At 44.0% G+C, this 18,926-nt stretch carries 19 protein-coding genes and 1 pseudogene; 14 read left to right on the top strand and 6 right to left on the bottom strand.

The genetic code is table 11. From position 1 onward, the window contains the following. The 7 genes and pseudogenes from EV690_RS06320 to udp form a co-directional block, all read left to right on the top strand. A pseudogene (locus EV690_RS06320) lies at window positions 1–549 on the top strand (glycosyl hydrolase family 26); the annotation flags it as partial. Between the two features lie 51 nt (window positions 550–600). Then, complete coding sequence (locus EV690_RS06315; RefSeq protein ID WP_131912107.1) at window positions 601–1,569, top strand: glycosyl hydrolase family 26; 969 nt, start codon at window positions 601–603, stop codon at window positions 1,567–1,569. Between the two features lie 51 nt (window positions 1,570–1,620). Beyond that, window positions 1,621–2,580 carry a glycosyl hydrolase family 26 gene (locus EV690_RS06310; RefSeq protein WP_224054915.1) on the top strand — a complete coding sequence of 320 codons (960 nt, stop codon included), beginning with the start codon at window positions 1,621–1,623 and terminating at the stop codon, window positions 2,578–2,580. A gap of 51 nt (window positions 2,581–2,631) precedes the next feature. Next, window positions 2,632–3,591, top strand: coding sequence for a putative periplasmic lipoprotein (locus tag EV690_RS06305; protein WP_224054914.1), 960 nt, complete (start codon window positions 2,632–2,634; stop codon window positions 3,589–3,591). Between the two features lie 51 nt (window positions 3,592–3,642). Beyond that, entirely contained in the window at window positions 3,643–3,780 is a 138-nt protein-coding gene (locus tag EV690_RS18220) for a hypothetical protein (RefSeq protein WP_165872678.1), read from the top strand. A gap of 401 nt (window positions 3,781–4,181) precedes the next feature. After that, window positions 4,182–4,511 carry a DUF2956 domain-containing protein gene (locus EV690_RS06300; protein ID WP_131912105.1) on the top strand — a complete coding sequence of 110 codons (330 nt, stop codon included), beginning with the start codon at window positions 4,182–4,184 and terminating at the stop codon, window positions 4,509–4,511. 44 nt (window positions 4,512–4,555) lie between these two features. Continuing rightward, window positions 4,556–5,320, top strand: coding sequence for a uridine phosphorylase (gene udp, locus EV690_RS06295; protein WP_131912103.1), 765 nt, complete (start codon window positions 4,556–4,558; stop codon window positions 5,318–5,320). Here udp and EV690_RS06290 read toward each other — a convergent pair. After that, entirely contained in the window at window positions 5,317–6,207 is an 891-nt protein-coding gene (locus EV690_RS06290) for a LysR family transcriptional regulator (protein WP_131912101.1), read from the bottom strand. The genes udp and EV690_RS06290 overlap by 4 nt on opposite strands. Before the next feature lie 158 nt (window positions 6,208–6,365). On the opposite strand from EV690_RS06290, the gene EV690_RS06285 reads away from it, so the two are divergent. After that, window positions 6,366–7,574: an MFS transporter gene (locus EV690_RS06285; protein ID WP_131912099.1), complete on the top strand. Its 1,209-nt coding sequence runs from the start codon at window positions 6,366–6,368 to the stop codon at window positions 7,572–7,574. A 349-nt stretch (window positions 7,575–7,923) separates the two neighbouring features. Here EV690_RS06285 and EV690_RS06280 read toward each other — a convergent pair whose 3' ends face one another. After that, on the bottom strand, window positions 7,924–8,589 hold the full coding sequence (locus EV690_RS06280; RefSeq protein WP_131912097.1) for a glutathione S-transferase family protein: 666 nt from the start codon (window positions 8,587–8,589) through the stop codon (window positions 7,924–7,926). Window positions 8,590–8,926: 337 nt separating this feature from the next. Between EV690_RS06280 and EV690_RS06275 the strand changes: the two genes are divergently transcribed. Beyond that, on the top strand, window positions 8,927–10,279 hold the full coding sequence (locus tag EV690_RS06275) for a DEAD/DEAH box helicase (RefSeq protein ID WP_131912166.1): 1,353 nt from the start codon (window positions 8,927–8,929) through the stop codon (window positions 10,277–10,279). A 59-nt stretch (window positions 10,280–10,338) separates the two neighbouring features. On the opposite strand, the gene EV690_RS06270 is transcribed toward EV690_RS06275, so the two are convergent. Beyond that, entirely contained in the window at window positions 10,339–11,163 is an 825-nt protein-coding gene (locus EV690_RS06270; protein ID WP_131912095.1) for an ion transporter, read from the bottom strand. A gap of 85 nt (window positions 11,164–11,248) precedes the next feature. Here EV690_RS06270 and EV690_RS06265 point away from each other — a divergent pair, with 85 nt between their 5' ends. Beyond that, window positions 11,249–12,937, top strand: coding sequence for a mechanosensitive ion channel domain-containing protein (locus EV690_RS06265; RefSeq protein ID WP_224054913.1), 1,689 nt, complete (start codon window positions 11,249–11,251; stop codon window positions 12,935–12,937). Here EV690_RS06265 and EV690_RS06260 read toward each other — a convergent pair. Both EV690_RS06260 and EV690_RS06255 read right to left on the bottom strand, forming a co-directional pair. Continuing rightward, window positions 12,919–13,905, bottom strand: a complete 987-nt coding sequence (locus EV690_RS06260; protein WP_131912089.1) for a GGDEF domain-containing protein — start codon at window positions 13,903–13,905, stop codon at window positions 12,919–12,921. The genes EV690_RS06265 and EV690_RS06260 overlap by 19 nt on opposite strands. A 538-nt stretch (window positions 13,906–14,443) precedes the next feature. After that, complete coding sequence (locus EV690_RS06255; protein WP_131912087.1) at window positions 14,444–14,707, bottom strand: DUF5062 family protein; 264 nt, start codon at window positions 14,705–14,707, stop codon at window positions 14,444–14,446. Between the two features lie 111 nt (window positions 14,708–14,818). Here EV690_RS06255 and EV690_RS06250 point away from each other — a divergent pair, with 111 nt between their 5' ends. Beyond that, entirely contained in the window at window positions 14,819–15,811 is a 993-nt protein-coding gene (locus EV690_RS06250; protein ID WP_131912084.1) for a DUF2333 family protein, read from the top strand. Further along, window positions 15,804–16,298: an RNA methyltransferase gene (locus tag EV690_RS06245; RefSeq protein ID WP_131912082.1), complete on the top strand. Its 495-nt coding sequence runs from the start codon at window positions 15,804–15,806 to the stop codon at window positions 16,296–16,298. The genes EV690_RS06250 and EV690_RS06245 overlap by 8 nt, the downstream gene beginning before the upstream one ends. A gap of 247 nt (window positions 16,299–16,545) precedes the next feature. On the opposite strand, the gene EV690_RS06240 is transcribed toward EV690_RS06245, so the two are convergent. Beyond that, entirely contained in the window at window positions 16,546–17,343 is a 798-nt protein-coding gene (locus EV690_RS06240) for a CLCA_X family protein (RefSeq protein ID WP_131912080.1), read from the bottom strand. 272 nt (window positions 17,344–17,615) lie between these two features. Between EV690_RS06240 and EV690_RS06235 the strand changes: the two genes are divergently transcribed. Both EV690_RS06235 and EV690_RS06230 read left to right on the top strand, forming a co-directional pair. Continuing rightward, window positions 17,616–18,191, top strand: coding sequence for a TetR/AcrR family transcriptional regulator (locus EV690_RS06235; protein ID WP_131912077.1), 576 nt, complete (start codon window positions 17,616–17,618; stop codon window positions 18,189–18,191). After that, complete coding sequence (locus EV690_RS06230) at window positions 18,192–18,911, top strand: YjjG family noncanonical pyrimidine nucleotidase (RefSeq protein WP_131912075.1); 720 nt, start codon at window positions 18,192–18,194, stop codon at window positions 18,909–18,911. The last annotated feature ends 15 nt before the right edge of the window (window positions 18,912–18,926 follow it).

Raw genomic sequence — 18,926 nt, 5'->3', positions numbered from 1 at the left:
GACGATGGTAAAGCAACAGTGAAGACCTCTAAAAAATATCCCCCCAAATATCGTACAGATGCTTCTAAAATAACATTCCATCAAAAAGGCTGGACCAGTTATATAAGCCGCCCCATTTATATCAAAACCATTCCGCAATGGGCCTGGACTAAAGCGGAGCCTTTTAAACCGACGCGCGAGAATATGAAAAAACTGCATCGGGCTTATCAGGCGCTGATTGAGATGATGAAACGGCATGATATTCAGGGGTTAAAAGAGGCGTATTCCCTGTCGAGCCGGGAAAAATCATTGGCGGAAGCGGGTCAATCAAGCCCAGATGAGTTTTTTGATGTAATTGGTTATCAAGAAGAATTAAATAATAAACAAGTCAAAGTATTAAATCATACGGATTGGAAAGGCTATAAACTAAAGAGCTATGCGGATGGCAAATTAGTTCAATTATATGACCAGCATGGTGATAGTCCATTGAGAACCCAAGTTGGGGAAACGATTACGACATTCACGCCCTACTTCTCAATCATCAATGGCCGAGTGGTGATATCTCGTTAAGGATAAATGCCCGGTCTTTACTGGGCAAATCATTCAATGAAAGGAGCAATTTTGAAGTATCGATTGGGGGCATTATTGGGCGTCATTCTATTGGCGGGTTGTCAGTCATCCGCGGTGGATGTTTCAACCACGGATATCGTCATTCCAACGGAAAAACCCACCTTTATTTATCTGGTGCATATGAACTCCCATCATATGGTATGTGCTAATATGATTAATAATCTAATGCAGTTAGATAATACAACTTCGGTCACTGGAGATATTATCACTGGATTTAATGTCACGGCGTTTTTACAACCCGGCGAAAATACTCTGGATGCTCAGGTTGCTTCGATTAATGGATATAATGAGAATGGCGGAGATGGTTCAGTGCAGCGCGCCGATGGTGAATGCAAACTGGTACTCACCGCAAATCCGCAACACGGGCAGCCAATTGAATTATCCAGTCTGGATATTACCGTTGACGATGGCAAAGTAACCGCTAAAACATCCAAAGAATATCCTCCCAAATATCGCACTGATTTGTCCAAAATAACGACACATCAACGTGGATGGGTGACATTTTTTCATCGTCCTTTCTATATTAAAACCATCCCACAATGGGCCTGGACCCAAGCGAAGCCCTTTAAACCGACGCGTGAGAATATGAAAAAACTGCATCGGGCCTATCAAGCACTGATTGAGATGATGAAGCGTAAAGATTATCAGGGTTTAAAAGAGGCGTATTCTCTGTCGAGCCGGGAAAAATCACTGGCCGAAGCGGGGCAATCAAGCCCGGAAGAGTTTTTTGATGCGACAGAAATTGCTGCCGCTTTTTCAGCCAAAGGCGTTAAAGTCGTCGATCATCAGCCTTGGGGAAATTATGAGTTAAAAACCTATGCCAATGGTCGCCTAGTTCAGTTAGTTGATAAAAACGATAACAGTCCGTTAGTTATGACCACTGATGATAGTAGTTTACCGTTTCTATCTCTCTTACCTTATTTTTCAATCATCAATGGCCGGGTGGTGATATCCCGTTAAGGATAAACACCCAGGATATACTGGGTAAATCATTCAATGAAAGGAGCAATTTTGAAGTATCGATTGGGGGTATTATTAGGCATAATTCTATTGGCTGGTTGTCAGACGTCTGCGGTGGATGTTTCAACCACGGATATCGCCATTCCAACGGAAAAACCCACCTTTATTTATCTGGTTCATATGAACTCCCATCATATGATCTGCCAAAGTCTGGTCAATAATTTACCTCAGCTTGATAATACGTCATCAGTGACAGGGGATATCATCGCTGGATTTAATGTGACGGCATTTTTACAGCCGGGTGAGAATACTCTGGATGCTCAGGTAGCCTCAATCAATGCGTATAAGGAAAATGGCGGAGATGGTTCGGTGCAGCGCGCGGATGGTGAATGCAAAATGGTATTTACGGCGAATCCGCAACACGGGCAGCCAATTGAATTATCCAGCCTTGATATTACCGTTGACGATGGCAAAGTAACGGTGAAGACTTCTAAAAAATATCCTCCCAAATATCGCACCGATTTATCAAAAGTTACATCGAATCAGCTAGGCTGGGCAACTTATTTTCACCGACCTCTTTATATCAAAACCATTCCACAGTGGGCTTGGACCCAAGCGAAGCCCTTTAAACCGACGCGTGAGAATATGAAGAAACTGCATCGGGCCTATCAAGCGCTGATTGAGATGATGAAGCGCAAAGATTATCAGGGCTTAAAAGATGCGTATTCCCTGTCGAGCCGAGAAAAATCACTGGCCGAAGCGGGGCAATCAAGCCCGGAAGAGTTTTTTGATGCGATTGGTTTTGAATCTTCTTTTAGTCATCCAGGGGCGAGTGTTCTCGCGCATCTTCCATGGAGTGATTATAAATTAAAAAGTTATATGGGAGGAAGGCTCGTTCAATTAACGGATGATAATGGTAATAGCCCATTAGCTATTAAATGGGGAGATGATGGTATGTCATTTTTACCCTATTTTTCAATCATCAATGGCCGAGTGGTGATATCCCGTTAAGGATAAACACCCAGGATATACTGGGTAAATCATTCAATGAAAGGAGCAATTTTGAAGTATCGATTGGGGGCTTTATTGGGCGTTATTCTGTTGGCGGGTTGTCAGTCGTCCGCGGTGGATGTATCAACCTCGGATATCGCCATTCCAACGGAAAAACCCACCTTTATTTATCTTATTAATATGAATTCCCATCATATGGTATGTGGCAATATGATTAATCAGATGCCGCAGCTAGATAATAGCTCGTCAGTAAGTGGTGATATTATGACCGGATTTAATGTGACTGCTTTTTTACAACCGGGGATGAATACATTAGGTGCACAGGTTGTATCTATCAATATGTGGACTCAAAATGAAGGGGACGGTGCAGTGCAGCGCCCTGATGGGGAATGTCAGTTAACTTTAACGGCTAATACAGAAAAGGGGGATAAAGTAGAGCTTTCCAGCCTGCATGTTACGGTTGATGATGGTAAAGCAACCGCCAAAACGTCTAAAAGTTATCCAGCTAAACATCAAACGGATTTGGCTAATTTATCGCAGCAGCAAAAAGGTTGGACAACTATTTTTCACCGCCCCTTCTATATCAAAACCATTCCGCAATGGGCCTGGACCCAAGCAGAGCCATTTAAACCGACGCGCGAGAATATGAAAAAACTGCATCGGGCCTATCAGGCGCTGATTGAGATGATGAAGCGTAAAGATTATCAGGGCTTAAAAGATGTATATTCCCTGTCGAGCCGGGAAAAATCATTGGCGGAAGCAGGGCAATCAAGCCCGGATGAGTTTTTTGATGCGATTGGTTTTAAGGATGATTTAACGCAATCTGGAGCTGTTGTTAAATCGCCTGAAAATTGGCAGGACTATACATTGGAGAGCTACGCCGACGGGAAGTTAGTTCGATTAAAAGATAAACATGGTTCTAGTCCATTAAGAGTGGTGGCAGATGGGATAGAAACAACATACAAACCTTATTTTTCAATCATCAATGGCCGAGTAGTGATTTCTCGTTAAGGATAAACGCCCAGTGTTTACTGGGCAAATCATTTAATGACAGGAGCAATTTTGAAGTATCGATTGGGGGCATTATTGGGGGGATTCTATCAGTCGGTTGTCAGTGGCAAACTCAGTTTTACTGAGTCAGTATTGATATTATTCAGTTGCTTGATCAACAGATATATCTATCCTGCTCATTTTGTTTAACGCACAGACTTCGGTCATGACATGCATTATAGCTGCGCCGCGTTCAAAATGCGTTTAATTTGAACAAAATTCAACCACCAAAGGTCAACAGTCCCTAGGATGCCTGCGTTCTTCCGAAAGGAAATGTTCGGGATCGTCTGCTTCTAAGCGACTCATCGCCTATCCAGAAGATCAATGAACCTATTGTTTAAGCGTATTGTCGTATGAGTCATTTTGCCTTGCTCATATAGTCTTATCTATGAGTTGCCAATACTGATCAAATCCGCACTGGCATAATTAGTTCAATTAGATTTAGGTGTCAACGCCAGTGAAATATATAGCAAAGATCAATAACCCTTATGAAATTAGCCACACCTCGGAGGTTAATTTTTGTAAAATGGGCGATTCATTAAGGAGTTGTTATGGCCAAAAACACGTCAAGTCCTCAGCTGAATCAACAAGCGCAAGCTCTGGCAAAAGCTAATCAGCGCCCGGGACAGAGCAAGGCTCAGACGAAGTTAGTCGAAGAGGGGATTCGTAAGGGAATCGAGCAATATAAAAAGCAACAAAAGGCGAAGGCTCGTGAGTTAGATAAAGCTCGTAAAATGCGAGACAAACAAAATCAGCAGCAAGTTGAGGATGACTCGGTCACGGAGGTGGACGACCATCAACAAACTTCACCGAAATTGCCTTGGATTTTACTTGGAGTGTCTTGGCTCATTTTTGTTGTCTATGCTGGAATTTTTCATTAGTTATTTTGTTATGTTACATCGTTTAAGATGAGAGAGGTTTCATTATGCAAGACCAACAGGTATTTCATTTAGGTTTATCTGAAGCTGATATCAGCGGTGCAACATTGGCGATCATTCCTGGTGATCCGGCGCGAGTGTCACGGATTGCGCAATTGCTGGATAACCCTGAAGAGTTGGCGAGCACTCGCGAGTTTCACTCGATGTTGGGGTTTATTGATGGCAAACCAGTCGTGGTATGTTCGACTGGTATTGGCGGCCCTTCGACTTCAATCGCTGTTGAAGAGCTCGCTCAGCTTGGCGTTCGACAGTTTTTGCGGGTAGGTACAACTGGGGCCATTCAACCTGATATTGCCGTTGGTGATCTGATTGTGACCACTGCATCTGTTCGTTTAGATGGTGCCAGCAGCCATTTTGCACCATTAGCTTATCCGGCCGCTGCGGATTTTTTTGCAACGCAGGCCTTGCTTTCAAGTGCATCGGCCAAAGGGTATACCACACATGTGGGCATCAGTGCTTCTTCTGATACATTTTATCCGGGCCAAGAGCGTTACGATACATACACGGGCAGGGTGATTGATGCCTTCGCTGGGTCGTTGAAACAGTGGCAGGCATTGGGTGTACTCAATTATGAGATGGAATCGGCCACATTATTTACCCAGTGTGCAGCGAGTGGCCTGAAAGCGGGGATGGTCGCCGGCGTCATTGTCAATCGTACCGAACAGGAAACCCCATCGGCTGAATTAATGGCTGCAACTGAGCAAAAAGCGGTGAATACAGTGCTTGCAGCTGCCGCTCAATTGCTGGATTAAAGTGTGGCAGAAGTGCCCCGAAGCTGTTCGAGTAAAAACTGTCTAAAGGCCTGATTGGCTTGTGATAGATATCGCTGTGGATGCCAAGCCAATCGCAGGTGAAGAAATTCACGTGGGTTAAACGAGCGAGTGGTGATGGCATCTTCAGGCTGAATCACTAAGGACAGTAACATTGAAATAGCAAAGCCGTGCGAAACGACGCTTTTAATCAATGGGATCAGATTGGTTGTGATAATCCGATTCGGGGCCATGAGTGTATGGTGACTCATTTCATCAATAAAGCGTTGCTGAAAGTATCCAGCATGAAAGCCGATTTGTTCATACTGTAAAAACTGTTCTGAGCTGATCGTTGCTTGTGTGGTTAAAGGGTGATCGTTGGCCATGCAGCAGACCATCTCTTCTTTTATGAGTAGTTCTGATGCGAGTTGGCTGGGAGCATCTTCACCGACAATGATGCCCAGATCAAGCTTGCCCTCTTCTAGCATCTCCCGGATTGACACTGAGCCAGCATCAACAATTTCAATATCTAGACCTGGATAGCGTTCTCGAAATGCCATCAAAAACGGTGGGAAAAAATAGGAACCCAGCATGGCGGGCAGACCGATTCGCACCGAGCCTGTTTGCAGTTTTTCCACGGACGAGACGGCATCTTGGGCGTCTTTTACCTGTGCCAATATTTGCTGAGCATAACTCTGCAGTTTTTGGCCACTCTGAGTGAGTTTGATACCTTTTTCTGTGCGGATAAAAAGCTTGGTATTGAGTTCATCTTCAAGTTTTTGAATGCTGCGGCTTAAGGCGGGTTGAGCCAGATTGAGCTGGTGGGCCGCTTGAGTAATCGTGCCGGAGTGAGCAATTTTAAGAAAATAACGCAGTTGTCGTAATTCCATCGTATTTTAACTGATTTTTAATGAGAGCCGTTCATAAACAGAGCATAGCAATAAAATAAAGGAATGAGGGGAATAAAAATAAGATCTTTTATTTATACCCTTAAAGCGTTTTATTCTTTAGCTGTTGTTAACTCTTATTGTTGTTGAGGTTGATTCTCATGACGGCACGTGTACAGCATCGATTGGTTTATTTAGTTTGTGCGGCTTCTATCGTTGCTTTTGCCAATTTGTATCTTTTCCAACCGTTATTGCCGGTAATGGCCAGGCATTACCATGAAACTGAACTGGCTGCCAACATGGTGATGGCGATTGCGATGGCTGGTATGGGCGTTGGGTTGGTCGTCTTTGCTGGTCTGGCGGATGCCATTGGCCGACGGAAAATATTCTTATGGTCTATTTTCAGTGGTTCTATCGTCACTTTATTGATCCCGCTTATGGGGCAATTCAGTCTGATTATTACGGCGCGTTTTGTTCAGGGATTTTTATTGTCTGGGTGTCCGGCTGTTGCCATTGCCTTTATGAGTGACGAATTGCCGACCAAACGAATTCCTGTCGCGGTTGGGATGTTTGTTGCGGCTAATTCATTGGGTGGCTTAAGTGGCAGAATTTCATCCGCTTTTTTAACCCAATTAAGTGGATATTGGCAGGTGGCATGCTGGGTTTTAGGTTCTATCGGTATCATTATTATGGTGATTGCGATGGTCACGATGCCTCAGGCACAAAGGTTTAGTGCTAAGCGGTTTTCCCTGAAACAGATGAAGCGGGATTTTATGGGCCACCTACTCAACCGACATTTACTCGCGATCTATATTATTGCTGGGATCACCTTCGGTATTTTTGTGAATCAGTTCAGTTTATTGTTATTCGTATTGGATAAACCCCCTTATTCACTGCCAACGGCGATGAGTGGACTGATTTTTTTATGTTATCTGGCTGGAACCTATTCGGCGACTCGCTCGGGCAAGTTTAGTCAGAAGTTCGGTTTAGTGCGTGGGATGCAAACGGGATTAGCACTGATGCTACTGGGGGCGTTCATTCTGTTAGCTCATTCATTAGTTTTGGTGTTGGTTGGATTGTGTTTGCTGGCTGCTGGGTTTTTCTTCTGCCATTCTCAAGCTAGTAGTTTAGTGGGGCATCAGGTGACCCAAGCCAAAGCGAGTGCACAGGCCTTATATACGTTGTTCTACTATTTTGGTGCCAGTATCGGGGCGTTCTATTTACAGCCTTTTTATGATTGGTTTGGATGGCCGGGCGTGGTATTAGCTTTGTTTATTGCCATTAGTATTTGTTTGCTGATTACGCTGAATTTGACTGCTGAGCGTTCGCGTGGCAGGTTGCATGATATTGTGATGAGCCGTTCTCACTAAATTTTCCAGCCCAAAAAGAAAAGCCGCGTCTCAATTGAGAGCGGCTGTCTTAAATAACAGACAATCATGGAGCAAGTGCTTCCCACTGACACATCGTGAATTGTCAAGTGGTAAGGGAGTGCCGTGAATCTGGTAAAACCAGCGCTTAACAACAGATTTAGGTGTGCCGCCTAAATCAATTTCGTTGCACGACTTTAAGCTTGTAAATGAGTATATCGAGGTCATAGTTATTTGTAAATGATAATTGTTATCATTTTTATTTGTGTCGTACAGAAATAATACACCAAAGCCTGCGCATATGAGCCTGGCAGGAGTGGATGCTAAAAATAGACGGGCAAAATGATATTAATCAGCGTTCACTGTAGAGTTGTTCAACTGATTCGATGACATCGACTTCTTGATACGCATCCGCTAGCCAGCTTCTAATGGCATCATGCTGGCGTAGTTGTTGGCAATAAGGCACTAGATGTTCATCCACTTCTAGCTCGTAGGTTTGTAAACGCAGCACAATGGGGGCATACATACAGTCGGCAATTGAAAAGGATCCCAGTAGCCATGGTCCGCCACTGATATCGAGTGCTTCCTGCCAGAGTTGTTCGATACGAATAATCTCATTGGCTAAAGCTGTCGGCATATCGGGTAACGTAATGCGAGCGCGGCAGTTCATTGGCAGTAATCGTCGGGTGAGTTGAAAACCAGCATGAATTTCTGCACTCATCGAACGGCCTAGTGCTTTGAGGCGGGCCCGTTCAGGCCAAGCTTTGCCATCAAGGCAACATTCATTGAGCCACTCGCAGATAGCGAGGGAGTCCCACACTGGCATATCATCCACCCACAATACCGGAACTTGTCCGCTGGGGGATAGCGTCTGCATTTGCAGTTGGGCATCAGCCGAGGCCAAATTAACTGACTGTTCAACAAACTCTATAGCGAAGTGCTTGAGCAATAACCATGGTCTAAGTGACCATGAAGAGTAATTTTTGTTCCCAATAACTAAGCGCAAGTTTGCGTCCATAACGACCTCCGAAGCTCATACCCATGCAGCATGAGTATATGAATACGTCTTTAGTATAGACGAATCTGTTACTAGGGCAGGAAAACAAATGCTTGAGGTTGGTGATTGTTTTTTTGCCGTCTGCTTAGACTAATACTGCTGGAACAGAGCCGTTTCAACCTATTTCTGTCTAAAGCTTAATCTGTGAGTCATTATCAGGTCATTCAGGTTCAACGATATTGAATCTATCATCAAAGATGCGCCTAGAAATAGGTTACGAAAAGCACTGGGCTATGCTGTATTCCCAAGCCTTTAACCGCTATAATTCCAGCTCAATTATGCTCGAAGGTAGATGGCTTTGCAATTTAGTGAATTTGGTATGGATCGCCGCCTCGAAAAGGCGCTCGATCATTTAGGTTATACAACTCCCACTGAGATCCAGCAGGAGGCTATTCCGATCGCGATGACTGGCCGCGATTTGATCGCTTCGTCCAAGACCGGCTCAGGGAAAACACTAGCCTATTTGTTGCCATTGATGCAACGTTTATTGCGCGTTAAAGCACTGAGCCGTCGCGATGCCCGAGCTGTGGTCCTTACGCCAACGAGAGAACTTGCCAAGCAGGTTTATGCGCAATTGCGTTTACTTTTGAGCGTCAGTCAGGGACGGGGATTGCTGCTTTGTGGCGGGGAGAACTTTAATGATCAGATTAAGTTGTTACGTCGCCAACCTCAGGTCATTGTCGCCACTCCAGGGCGATTGGCCGATCATCTGCTACAGCGTAATCTCTATTTAGAAGGGTTAGAGTTGTTAGTCTTTGACGAAGCGGATCGCATGCTTGATATGGGATTTGCTGCACAGCTACGCATGATTGATACTGCGGCGAACCATCGTAAACGTCAGACGTTGATGTTTTCAGCGACGCTGGATAACTTGCCAGTGAATGAGTTGGTGAATGAGCTACTGCGTGAACCTGAGCGGATTGCGGTGGGTGAAGGGTTTAAACCCAATAGTGATATCGAGCAGCGTTTTTATCTTAGTGATAACTTGACACATAAAGAAGCACAGCTTAAAGCATTGCTCAGTGAGCATTCTCGTTCACAGGTGATGATCTTTACCGCGACTCGACAAGATACTGCACGGTTGGCGCAATTAGTGCAGTCGTGGGGTTATAGCAGTGCGGCTTTAAGTGGTGAGCTGATTCAAAGTAAGCGAAACCGGATTATGGATCAGTTTGAACGAGGTCATCAGCAGGTTTTGGTAACCACTGATTTGGCTTCTCGAGGGCTGGATATTTCGGATGTTGGATTAGTGGTCAACTTCGATCTCAGTCAGCATACTGAAGAATATGTTCACCGCATTGGTCGTACTGGTCGAGCTGGACGCAAAGGCTTAGCTTGTTCACTGGTGGGCCCGAAAGATTGGCCTCAGTTTTTACTGTTACAGAGTTTTTTACACACGAAAGTGACATTTGCCGTAGTTGATGGACTTGAAGCCAAATTTAAAGGGCTCAAACCTGTCGCTAAACGCCGCCATAGTAAGCCAGGTAAAAATCCGTGGACTGAGAAAAAGCCAGCTCGGGCAATTAAGAAAAAACCGCAGGCCAAACGCAGTCGTGTTTATCATGAAGGTATCGATGTTGGTGATACGCCCATGAAACGCAAAATAAACGTACCAGAATCTCCAGAGTCAGACAGTTCAGAAGAAGAATAATTGTTTAAATAATAGAGGCCGGATCCCACTCACGGGTTCGGTCTGTGTCAGACTCTGGTTTAGAGCTTGTGACCGCAGTATTTACAGTAAACCGCATCGGTATCATGGCCCTCTGAGCTGCAATTTGGACAAGCCTGAGTGGATACTTTCTGACGTTTTTTTTGTGCCTGTGAGAGTTCGACCGTGACGATCCCGGTGGGCACAGCAATAATTCCATAGCCGATAATCATAATCAGTGATGCGATGATTTTGCCAAGTGCGGTCATGGGGGCGATATCACCATAACCGACCGTGGTGAGAGTTACGATTGCCCAGTACACTGAAATAGGAATATTGGTAAAGCCATGTTCTGGCCCTTCAATTAAATACATGATGCTGCCTAAAATCACCACCATGGCAAAGACTGCCAGTAAAAATACGCTGATCTTCCGGCTGCTGGCGCGTAATGCCTGCCGTAATGTCTGAGCCTCGGTTAAATAATTAGCCAGCTTGAGTACCCGAAAAATGCGTAATAAACGTAAAATCCGGACACTGAGCAGGTACTGGGTACCTGGGAAGAATAACCCAATAAAGCTTGGTAAAATGGCTAGCAAATCCACCACCCCAAAAAAACTGCGCGCATAGAGCCAGGGGCTTTTCACACAAAGTAACCGAAATATATATTCGATGGTGAATATAACGGTAAATAGCCATTCCAACGAGAGCAGAAGCAGTCCATACTCTGCATTAATGGAGGCGACACTATCAATCATGACCACGATGACACTCGCAACGATAGTCATGATTAAACCTATATCGAAGTATTTCCCAGCAGGAGTGTCGGCTTCATAAATGATTTCATGTAAGCGTTTTTGCCAGGAGCGCTGAGCTGGCAACTGAGGCATGATAAAACTCCGTTACTGTGACTTTTAGTAAGCATTACTATAGTTTAGATTAACTGCATTAGCACCGAATAACTGATAGGTACCAATGGTAAAACTGATTCAACCGGCCATATTGACCCTTTTGGGATGCATTCTGTTAAGTTACAGTGTGTTAAGTCTGGCTGATAGCTCACAAACACCACAACCGCAATTGACCGAGCGTTTAAAACAGGGCAAGCAAGAGCTCTCTGATTTAATGGATAGCTGGAAAAAGACGCGCTCGAATATGAGCCGGTCAATGATTCTTCAGCAACTCAGTTCGCGAGTTAAAAATCTGACGAATATGGTCAGTGACCAGGTGAAAAAAGATAAAAGCGATGATGATAAACCGCCGCAGGAGCAAGGTAAAAATCAGCATGTTGCTGATGTGGCGACGATGATCGCGATATTGTACCAACAACGCAGAGCTTCACCGCAAATCATTCGTGACCTATTCCATTCGTATGAAACTGCAGAATTAAGTGATAAGCCACTGAACTGGATAACGGTGTCCGTTGCGATGCATTATCAAACCAGCTTGTATATTTATGAACATCAGCTTTTGAAATTATTAAATAAAAAACAACAAGCATCATATTTACCGCGCTATCGTTACCAGTTAAATCGTTATGCGAATGATTTAGCAAGCTATTTAAAGGCAAGTATTGACCTGCAAGAGCAGATGAATGATGAGCTCAGTAATTTATCTAAGTCGTTAAATCAGCAGATGTCTGACCGGCTGACCCTGCAACAGCGCATTAGTAAAACGATTAGTCAGAATATTACATTGCTGATCCCGATACTTAAAGACTACCACATGGATGTGTCGCAATATAGTCAGCTGACATTTTCGGCCTCAGGGGAATTGACCGATTTAGTTTTAAATAGCTCCGGTATTTTGTCATTTTTTAAGAGCTTTTTTGTGAATGGCGACCAATGGTTGCTCACGACAGTAAAAACGGTGTTACCAAGGGCTATTATTTTTATCTTGGTGATGTCGCTATTCTATGGGTTATCACGGTTAGTGAAAATGCTCGTGAGTAAAATGGTGCATTCCAAACATTCGCGGTTATCGGCTTTGGTCCAAGAGTTTTTTGTCTCGATGGCAGCCAAGTCCATGATCTTAACCGGAATTTTAGTGTCATTTTCTCAAATTGGCGTCGATCTGGCGCCCGTTCTCGCTGGTTTAGGGGTCGCTGGTATCGTCATCGGTTTTGCGCTACAGGATACCTTGTCGAATTTTGCATCGGGTATGATGATTTTGATCTATCGCCCTTTTGATGTCGGCGATTATGTGGATGCTGGCGGTGTTTCGGGGAAGGTCAATTATATGAGTTTGGTTAATACCACGATCCGGACCTTTGATAACCAGAAAATCATGGTGCCTAACAATAAAATATGGGGCAGCACGATTAATAACATTACCGCTGAACGTGTACGTCGGGTCGATATGGAGTTTTCTATCGGTTATAGCGATGATCTTGAGTTAGCGGAGCGGGTCCTAAAAGATATTATTGATTCTCATCCAGATATTCTGCGCGAGCCAGAACCAACTATTAAATTGGCGCGACTGGGTGAATCCTCGCTTGATTTTATTGTTCGCCCATGGGTTAAAACAGAAGTTTACTGGGATGTCTATTGGGATTTGACGCGCACCGTGAAATTGCGTTTTGATAAAGAAGGGCTGAGCATTCCATTTCCGCAGCGCGATATTCACATTTATCATGACAACAATGATCAATCATCGAGACTGTGATTCGCTGAACCCATCCAAAACCCGCTTTTACCATTGTTTTTAACGCGGTACATGCGGGTGTCAGCTCTCTCTAATAAGCTATCTAGCGTGTCGGTAATACGGTAGGTAGCAATCCCGATACTAATCCCAATAGAAATTTGTGTGCCATACATATTCACATGTTCTGCATGAAATGCTTTGGTGATACGCTCAGCGAGTACAACTAATTCATCTTTAGATTGATACCGCGGGACAAACAGTGCAAATTCATCGCCGCCAATGCGGTAAACCGTCTCGTTATGGCGAGTCAGATGGGTAAGCTTATGGGCAAGCTTGGTGAGAAGCTCATCTCCTGCTCGGTGGTTGATCTTATCGTTGACCTCTTTAAAACCATCTAAGTCGAGATAAAACAACGCCATATTCATCGAGGATTCATTGGTATGTTGCTGACAATGAGCAAACGTTTCTTGTAAAGCGTAGCGATTGGGAAGTCCGGTTAAGGGATCGCGCTTGGCCATTCGTTTGAGCCGTTCTTGACGATTCTGTTCACGGGTCACATTTTGGTAAATCCCCGCCACGACTTTGGGTTGCTCATTTTCAAAGGCGATAATACGTCCTCGGCAATTCAGCCAGTGCCAAGAGCGCTCTGGGGATTTGCGATAACGAATTTGGGCACGAAAAACGGGTTCAATGCCTTCTTCATGCAGCCTGAGTTTGGTTTGCAGACGGTGTTGATCCGATGGATGTAAATGCTTAATTAGCTCAATGTTGCTAACCGTTGATGAGCGTGCCGTAAAGCGTTTAGTACTTGCATCCCAAGCAACCTTCATAAAATAAAATTGGTTGGTAATGAAGTCAAATTCCCAATAGGTACACCGATTGCCATCAATGACTGTAAATAATTGCTCAATGGTTGAGATAGAGGGACTGTAATTGATATTTGAGAAAGATCCTTGTGTTAACAAAGCTCGATAGTCGACCCCTTTCATATCTGATCACTCTTTACCCAGGATTATTGATATATAGAGGGATGCAGACTTTGGGGGGTTGATAAATTAACCACTAAAGTGTGACATTCCCTTAGTTACTTTTAAAATTACATGCTACTACGAACGAAGTATCACTGCTTAGACAATGATGATTTGTCTTAGCTATGGCGTATTTTATTATTATGTGAGCTACTTTTAATAGATATATTTAACAAAACGACTTCTAAATCATCTTAATGGACGCAATCGTTTGCTAGATTCTTCTGATCTAGAGGTACATTAGAACAGGAAGAAATGAAAATGGAAATAGTCTATTCGGGTGACCAACATTTGACTAGTCATTCTTTTGGGTTAATTCGTCCATATATAAGGAATTAATTATAAATTAAGCGACAATGAATAGGGGAATAATCTGCGAAATTCAAAGAATTAGAATAATCATCTTGCTAATTTTGACGATCTTGGGGCGAAAATCGATGCTCAAATCGTATTCCATGCAGAGGAAGTCAACGAAAAACCTCCTCTGCGAGTAAAAGTACTAATTCTTAAGTAAGGGGTGGTCGTCCGGTAGCTGTTTAGCTAACCAGATGACCAGTTTGTGGCGCATTTCTGGCCCGTTTTGTTTTTCTTCAGCTAGTGGCGTGATACGCTTATCAGCAACGAGCAAACGATAAAGGGCTTCAACTTTGTCACGCTCTGAGACATTTGCAGGTAATGCACTGTAACCGCGAGCTGTGGCGTAAGCTTGGCCAATAGTGATTGCCTTTTTTAGCAATTGCGATTCATGAGTGAACTTTTTCATATTACGCCTCCTTCAGTGGTAAGCTTGGTATTCAAAATACCTGAGCTTTACCTGCAATTCAAAACATATTGTATTGAAGGGATGCACTTAATTGGTTAATGGAGAGAGCTAATGACGTTTTCCTGGTCAAAACGCAGCACGATCATTGTTGCTACTGTGGCCTTAATTTTTATCGTTTTTTATGCAATTAGTGTGTATTGGAGCGAAGAACCGGATACTTTCAATGTTGAAACATATGCCAAACAGGTTTCTGAGCAAACCAAAGAGCCCATTACACCGGGATTTGTCACGACCACAACATTGATGCGTTTAGCCTCAACTTTGTTAGATAAACCTGGCGGGTATCTCAGTAATGACGTGCTGCCACCTTCGGTCTTTATGGATAATATGCCGGCTTGGGAATTAGGTGTGCTAAATCAGATCCGTGATATGTCGTTAGTGATGCGCAAGGATTTTAGTCGCAGTCAGAGCCAGTCAGAGGAAGATTCTGATCTTAAGATTGCCCAGCCTAAATTTTATATTGATCACACGAGCTGGATGTTTCCTAGTGCCGAAGGTGAATATCGTAAAGGTATTCGATTGTTAGGGGACTATCGACGCCGCTTGTCTTTAACTGGCGGCCAGCAGTCGCATTTTTATGCGCGAGCCGATAATTTAGTGGATTGGTTACAGCTGGTACAAAATCGACTGGGATCACTCTCACAACAGTTGAGTGCGAGTGTCGGTCGCGCGCGCTTAAATACCTCAATTGGCGGCACAATTGACCCTGATGCACCCTCGGTTGAGAAATCTCGCGAACAAACCAGCTGGTGGAAAATCGATGATGTCTTTTATCAGGCTCGTGGGTCATCTTGGGCATTGTTAGAGCTCATGCGGGCGATTGAATATGATTTCCATGATGTACTGGTCAATAAAAATGCGGTTGTGAGTGTCCGCCAGATCATTCGTGAGTTAGAAGCCACGCAACAACCAATGTTTAGCCCGATGGTTCTAAACGGCAGTGGGTTTGGTATTTTAGCGAACCATTCATTGGTCATGGCCAACTATATCTCGCGCTGTAATGCGGCGGTGATCGATCTGATTGAGTTATTAAACAATGGTTAGTTCATCAGCGTTTGCCAGTATTGGACTGGTTAATCCCAAATCACCTGAAAATGTGGGTTCAGTGTTGCGGGCTGCCGGATGCTATGGCGCCTCTTCGGTTTTTTATACGGGAGAGCGCTATTACCGGGCCAGCCGCTATGTCACTGATACTAAAAAAATGCATACCCGTATTCCCACACTAGGCGTGGATGACTTACGTGAGGTTCTACCCAAAGGGGCAACTCCTGTCGCGATTGAACTGTTGCGCAGTGCCAAACCGCTACCTGCGTTTGTGCATCCTAAAAAGGCCTTCTATATCTTTGGTCCGGAAGATGGGTCGATTGATAAAAAATTGGTGAACTGGTGTCAGGAAGTCGTTTATATTCCAACACAAGGTTGTATGAATCTGGCTGCGACGGTAAATGTGGTGCTCTACGATAGATTTTGTAAGCAGGCCATGGTCAATCCTTACGCTGATATGTGGACTGAACAAGCGGTCTCAAGCTAGGTGATTTGTCTTGCCCTTATTTTAAAAGCAACCGTTATTGGGTGGTTGCTTTGATTAAGGAAGATGCTGGAACTTTAGAGCTGGATAAAATTTCTGATCTCAGTGCGTTTACCTATCGTTGTCTGTCATAACTATTTGCTCTGGACTGATTTCTCTATTAGTCCCAGATCTTTAATAAAATTAGTCGCAAACAGCACAGTAGAACTTTTGCAGTTTCCGTTGCAAATTTGTGCGAAAACGACTGCCATTATTGTTGCAGAGCATGACCTAATAAATGGAAATAACAGGTAAATTTATCATTAAGTTGTGCCCTTAAATGAGGGGGCGGATAACCGCCGACTTGGGCAAGTTTGGACTTTTGGGTGCCAGAAACTAAAAAATTATTGCCAATGGAACCATCTTGAATAAATGCCTCAAAAGCGCGGGCCAGAGCTTCAGTCGGTTGACTAAAATAGTAATGATTGGACTTTTTATCCAGCGCGATGGCGCGGGCTAAATACTCGGATGGTCCCCTTTTATCACTTGAGAGTAAAGCCGTATCGAAAATAGCGATTAATGCATCATTCAAGGGATGATGTGCATAATCTTGCTCGTTTAACCAAGCGTCACTGGCAAGAAGACAGCGGCTTTGGGGATATAGATGGGAGCGGATGTAGTGGTCAAAAGCATGCCAGAATTCATGCGCTAGGGCACCGCCGCCAGCATTTTTAGCTAATGCCAAGGTTCGTTTTCCGGGTTGATAATGGGCTTTGGCATCTCTGTTCCCATCGGTTCCGAAGGCTAGATGTAAACTGCCCCGCAGACCGATAACCAGTGGCGGAACATTCAGCATAAAAGATAAATCAGCCAATGCATCAAAAATTAGATTGGCGGCTAGTTGCTGTTCGATGGGATCCACCCAGCGCCCCAGGCGGATGGTGGCAAAGCCAAACTGAACTTGAATATCGGTAAAGCTGACATCGCTGTTAAAGCGATAATCTGGACCATTTCGATAGTAGCGCTCTTGCCATGGATGAAGGGAGTTATCCGGTACTACTGGTTTCACTTTTACAATTGCCCCCGCCACGTTCTTGTCACTCTCTAACACTCTTTATACCAAATTGTCAGGGGGCCCGTATAGATGCTGTAAGCTGAGTACTGAGAGCTAAATTGAGTGTTGACTCAGGCGTTTTATAATTTGCTATGCTAGTATCCGAATATTGCCAATAGGGCATAATTTATGCTTTTTATCTGACTTTTTCCGCGTTACAGTGTGCGCTTTAAACTACAATATCCTTTTCCCAGCAAATGAAGTTTTAATGGTATATCTGAATATTTATGAGAACGGCAGAATTTGATCGCGAACAAGTCCTTGAAGCCGCGATGGAAGTGTTTTGTAAAAAGGGCTATGTTAAAACAACGATGCAGGATCTTAAAGAAGCGACCGGATTGCATCCGGGAAGTATTTACTGTGCGTTTAAAAATAAACGGGGCATGTTACTGGCTGCGTTAAATCAGTTTATCCAGAGCCGCTGGCGGCAAAGTCAATTGTGTTTAGATAGTGATGATCCGTTAGATGGCATTCAGTGTTATCTGCACCAGCTCGTTGAAAAATTATGCATGCATCATCCACATTGTCTATTGAGCCGGACAGTCGCTGATTTTAGCGCGGTTGATAGTGATATCCGTGATGCGTTGGAGCAACCTTGGCAAGAGCTACTCCAGCGACTAGAAAAATCGTTGGTTAAGGCGCAACAGCAGGGCATATTGAAGCCAGCAGTGAGTCCTCGTGATGGGGCTTGGTTGCTGCTCGTCAGTGTCTTTGGCCTGCGAGGCTTTCCATCATTTATGGCTGATGCAAAATCATTGCATGCCAGTATTGATTTACAAATTAATTTATTGCGTAGTGAGTAGATGAATTATCAACATATCTTTTTTGATTTAGACCACACATTGTGGGATTTCGAGCGTAATGCCAGAGATGTCTTGCACCGTCTTTATCAGCAGTTCTTATCACTCGAGAATTTTTCTGAAGAGCGTTTTATCAGCGTGTATGAAGCTGTTAATGACAAACTTTGGGCGCGTTTTAATTCAGGTGAAATTGACAAAGAACAGTTGCGTGCTGAACGTTTTGCTCAGACGTTTGTTGAGTTGGGGATTGATCCTAAACAGCTCAGTTTGTCATCGGCACAGTTTGACCAATGGTATATCACGCATTGTTCGCAGATGGATGGTGTCTTTGCTGGTTGCCATGAATGCCTGGCCGTTTTAAAACAAAACTTTAAATTACACCTGATCACAAATGGGTTTGCTCAGACTCAGCAGCAAAAACTACGCAGTGCCAAACTTGATGGCTATTTTGAACATGTTTTTATCTCTGATGAATTAGGAATGCGTAAACCGAATGCAGATATTTTTGAGTATGCGATGAACCAAGTTGGAACTCATGCCAAACAATGTCTGATGGTGGGCGATAGCCTACAGGCTGATATAGCTGGTGCTCGGGGGGTTGGAATCGATCAAGTTTGGTTTAATCCGAAGAATTTACCTTACACTGAAAGTTCAACTTATCAGATCCAAGAACTTTCTCAGCTCCCCGAAATTTTGGGGGTGCCGTTTGTTAAAACTTATTAAACCGCTCTGATGAAA

The organism is Celerinatantimonas diazotrophica, from assembly GCF_004339545.1.
In the GTDB taxonomy this organism is placed as follows: Bacteria; Pseudomonadota; Gammaproteobacteria; order Enterobacterales; family Celerinatantimonadaceae; genus Celerinatantimonas; species Celerinatantimonas diazotrophica.
The sequence above is the reverse complement of the archived record's forward strand: the minus strand, read 5'-3'. Positions and strand labels throughout refer to the sequence as shown.

Coding starts and splice junctions, on each gene's coding strand:
- udp (WP_131912103.1), top strand. CDS start 4,556: ATGCAAGACCAACAGGTATTTCATTTAGGTTTATCTGAAGCTGATATC.
- EV690_RS06265 (WP_224054913.1), top strand. CDS start 11,249: ATGGTAAAACTGATTCAACCGGCCATATTGACCCTTTTGGGATGCATT.
- EV690_RS06270 (WP_131912095.1), bottom strand. CDS start 11,163: ATGCCTCAGTTGCCAGCTCAGCGCTCCTGGCAAAAACGCTTACATGAA.
- EV690_RS06300 (WP_131912105.1), top strand. CDS start 4,182: ATGGCCAAAAACACGTCAAGTCCTCAGCTGAATCAACAAGCGCAAGCT.
- EV690_RS06255 (WP_131912087.1), bottom strand. CDS start 14,707: ATGAAAAAGTTCACTCATGAATCGCAATTGCTAAAAAAGGCAATCACT.
- EV690_RS06260 (WP_131912089.1), bottom strand. CDS start 13,905: ATGAAAGGGGTCGACTATCGAGCTTTGTTAACACAAGGATCTTTCTCA.
- EV690_RS06290 (WP_131912101.1), bottom strand. CDS start 6,207: ATGGAATTACGACAACTGCGTTATTTTCTTAAAATTGCTCACTCCGGC.
- EV690_RS06280 (WP_131912097.1), bottom strand. CDS start 8,589: ATGGACGCAAACTTGCGCTTAGTTATTGGGAACAAAAATTACTCTTCA.
- EV690_RS06230 (WP_131912075.1), top strand. CDS start 18,192: ATGAATTATCAACATATCTTTTTTGATTTAGACCACACATTGTGGGAT.
- EV690_RS06235 (WP_131912077.1), top strand. CDS start 17,616: ATGAGAACGGCAGAATTTGATCGCGAACAAGTCCTTGAAGCCGCGATG.
- EV690_RS06285 (WP_131912099.1), top strand. CDS start 6,366: ATGACGGCACGTGTACAGCATCGATTGGTTTATTTAGTTTGTGCGGCT.
- EV690_RS06250 (WP_131912084.1), top strand. CDS start 14,819: ATGACGTTTTCCTGGTCAAAACGCAGCACGATCATTGTTGCTACTGTG.
- EV690_RS06245 (WP_131912082.1), top strand. CDS start 15,804: ATGGTTAGTTCATCAGCGTTTGCCAGTATTGGACTGGTTAATCCCAAA.